Genomic DNA, 3,610 nt, shown 5'->3' with positions numbered 1-3,610 from the left:
GGGTGGGCGGCGACATCACCGTCGACGACGTCGCCATCGCCGACAGCGCCTCGATCGCCTCCCTGGTGTTGGACGCCCTGGAGTCGATCCACCACGCGGAGCCGGCGGCCATCAATGCCGTGAACGTGCCGCTGGAAGAGATGCTGGAAGCGACCAAGTCGTGGCAGGAGTCGGGCTTCAACGTATTTTCCGGCGGCGACCTGCGGCGGATGGGCATCAGCGCCGCCACGGTGGCCGCGCTCGGACAGGCCCTCTCGGACCCGGCGGCCGAGGTCGCGGTGTATGCCCGTCAATACCGGGACGACGCGAAGGGGCCGAGCGCATCGGTGCTGTCGCTCAAAGACGGTTCCGGTGGCCGCATCGCGCTCTACCAGCAGGCGAGGACGGCGGGGTCGGGGGAGGCCTGGCTGGCCATCTGCCCCGCAACCCCCCAGTTGGTGCAGGTGGGCGTCAAGACGGTGCTGGACACGCTGCCGTATGGCGAGTGGAAAACCCACAGCCGGGTCTGACATAAGACGAAACATAAAGTTCACCAATGGCTTTGCACTCAACATGCGGTTGAGATGCCAACACGGCATACTTCTCTGAGAGATTCAGCAAATCTCAAACCACTGTCACCGAAGTTTTAATCGCAAGGCGGGGTAGATGGAATTCGGAATAGTCGGCCTGGACTTTCCCGGGGGCCGCAGCGCTCCGGAAGGTCGGCCGGCGCAGACTCCCGCCCGGTCGGCGGCACGGGGTTACACATTCACGACGGTAAGGGGTTCAGGGCGATGACTGCGGTAGTTGAAGCGCTACAGCCTGACGTTGAGGGTATTTCGCAGCCTCGGGCGGTCGTGGTCGGCGTTATGGCCGGTGCGGGCGTACAGATCGGCGTCCTGCTGGACGCCAACGCCCCCGTCTCGGTGATGACCGAGCCGCTGCTGAAGGTGGTGAACAGCCGGCTCAGGGAGCTGGGCGAGACCCCGCTGGAGGCGACGGGCCGCGGCAGGTGGGCACTGTGCCTGGTTGACGGCACCCCCCTGCGGGCCACCCAGTCCCTGACCGAACAGGACGTCTACGACGGCGACCGGCTGTGGATCCGGTTCATCCAGGACACCGAGCACCGCTCGCAGGTCATCGAGCACATCTCCACCGCCGTCGCGGCAAATCTGAGCAAGCGGTTCGCCGCGATCGACCCGGTCGCCGCGGTGCAGGTCGGCGCGTCGATGGTGGCGGCCGGGGTGACCGCCGCCTCCGGCTTGCTGCTCTGGTACCGGTGGCACCACAACTCCTGGCTGCCTACGGCGTACTCCGCGGTGATCGCCGCGGTGGTGCTCGGCGTCTCCCTGATGCTCCTGATGCGGGCGCGCACCGACCAGGATCGCCGTATCGCTGACATCATGCTGCTGAGCGGCCTGGCGCCACTCACGGTCTCCGCGGCGGCGGCCCCGCCCGGCGGAGTAGGGTCCCCCCACGCCGTGCTCGGCTTCGGCGTTCTCACCATCGCGGCGATGCTCGCGCTCCGGTTCACCGGTCGGCGGCTCGGGCTCTACACCGCCCTGATCACCGTCAGCGTGGTCACCGCGATCGCGGCGCTGGCCCGGATGGTCGCGATGACCAGTGCCGTGACGCTGCTGACCAGCGTCGTCCTGCTGTGCGTGCTGGTGTACCACACGGCGCCCGCCCTCTCGCGGCGGTTGGCGGGCATCCGCCTGCCGGTCTTCCCGTCGGCGACCAGCCGATGGGTGTTCGAGGCCCGGCCCGACCTGCCCACCACCGTGGTCCGCTCCGACGGCGGCCCCCCGGTCCTCGAAGGCCCCGCGTCCGTCCGCGACGTCCTGGTGCAGGCCGAACGCGCCCGCTCCTTCCTGACCGGCCTGCTGATCGGTCTCGGCGTGTTGATGGTCGTCTCGTTGACGGCGCTGTCGGACCCGCACACCGGTCAACGCTGGCTGCCGCTCCTGCTGGCCGGCTTCAGCGCCGGGTTCCTGATGCTGCGCGGACGCTCGTACGTCGACCGCTGGCAGGCGATCACCCTGGCCGTGACCGCCGTCCTCATCGTCGGCGCGGTCGTGGTGCGGTACGCGCTCGTGTTGCAGTCGCCCCTGGCGGTGTCGATCAGCGCGGCGATCCTGGTTCTGCTCCCGGCGGCCGGCCTTACCTCCGCGGCCGTGGTGCCCAACACCATCTACAGCCCGCTGTTCCGCAAGTTCGTGGAATGGATCGAATACCTCTGCCTGATGCCGATTTTCCCGCTGGCATTGTGGTTGATGAATGTCTATGCAGCAATCCGCTACCGGTAGTAGCAAGGTGTGGCGAGGGCGCGCATCCGCTGCGGCCCTCGCCGCAATCTTGCTCACCTCAGGAGCATTGGCCGGGTTGCCGCCCGCCTCTGCGATTTCGCCGCCGACGATCGATCCCGGGGCGGTGCCGCCCGACGGCCCGCCCGTGCCGCCGGCGCCGATGAAGCAGAATTCCTACTGCACCGAGGTCGGGGTGCTGCCCGGCACGGACTTCCGCCTGCAGCCGAAGTACATGGACATGCTGAACCTGCAGGAGGCGTGGCAGTTCGGGCGCGGTGCCGGCGTGAAGGTGGCCGTCATCGACACCGGCGTGAGCCCGCATCCCAGGTTTCCGCACCTGATCCCCGGCGGGGATTACGTCATGGGCGGTGACGGGCTGTCGGATTGTGACGCCCACGGCACGATCGTGGCCTCGATGATCGGCGCCGCGCCGGCGAACGGCGCGGGGGTGCCGCCGGCCGCGCCGCGCCGCCCGGTCACCATCCCCACCACCGAACCGCCGCCGAAGGCGCCGCCGCCCCAGACCGTGACGTTGTCGCCGTTGCCGCAGACCGTGACGATGGTTCCGCCTCCGCCGCAGGACCAGCCGGCCCCCGGACCTTTCGGCGCGCCGCCGGCGCCCGCGCCTCCGGCGGCGCCTCCGCCCGGTAACGGTCCGCCGCCAGGACCGGCGCAGCCCGGCCAGGCCCCGGCGGCCGGCCACGGCGGCGGCACGGTGACGATCCCGAGCTACTCCGGTGGGAGCCACGTCGTCGGGGTTGACTACCCACGCCCGCTGGATCCGCCGCCACCCCCGCCGCCCGCGCCGCCGGCGCCGTCGGCCGGCCCCGATGCGTTCAGCGGTGTCGCGCCCGACGTCGACATCATCGCGATCCGTCAGTCCAGCCAGGCCTTCGGCCTCAAGGACGCCTACACCGGCGACGAGGACCCGCAGACGCGGGCGAAGATCGACGGTGTCCAGACGATGGCCCGGGCAATCGTGCACGCCGCCAACATGGGCGCGCAGGTCATCAACATCTCGGATGTGACCTGCATGAGCGCGCGCAACATCGTCGACCAGCGCGCCCTCGGCGCGGCGGTGCGCTACGCGGCGGTCGACAAGAACGCCGTCATCGTGGCCGCCGCGGGCGACACCAACAAGAAGGACTGCAAGCAGAACCCGCCGCATGATCCGTTGCAGCCCAACGATCCTCGCAACTGGAACTCGGTCACCACCGTCGTCACGCCGTCCTGGTTCAGCGACTACGTCCTGACGGTGGGGGCGGTCGACGAAGACGGCCGGCCGCAGACCGGGGGTCAGGGTCAGGGATCGACGAGCGTGGCCG

General features: G+C 69.7%; 3 protein-coding genes. All 3 read left to right on the top strand.

Annotation, left to right across the window (positions count from 1 at the left end; translation table 11 throughout):
- Window positions 1-509 (top strand): ESX secretion-associated protein EspG (locus A9X05_RS14800; protein WP_197499067.1); only part of this gene is annotated, 509 nt, incomplete at its 5' end.
- A gap of 264 nt (window positions 510-773) precedes the next feature.
- Window positions 774-2,285: a type VII secretion integral membrane protein EccD gene (eccD, locus tag A9X05_RS14795; RefSeq protein ID WP_067757190.1), complete on the top strand. Its 1,512-nt coding sequence runs from the start codon at window positions 774-776 to the stop codon at window positions 2,283-2,285.
- A partial coding sequence (locus A9X05_RS14790; RefSeq protein ID WP_067782314.1) for a S8 family serine peptidase occupies window positions 2,263-3,610 on the top strand: 1,348 nt, incomplete at its 3' end. The genes eccD and A9X05_RS14790, both read left to right, overlap by 23 nt.

Source organism: Mycobacterium sp. E3298 (genome assembly GCF_001666895.1).
Classification (GTDB): domain Bacteria; phylum Actinomycetota; class Actinomycetes; order Mycobacteriales; family Mycobacteriaceae; genus Mycobacterium.
The sequence above is the reverse complement of the archived record's forward strand: the minus strand, read 5'-3'. Positions and strand labels throughout refer to the sequence as shown.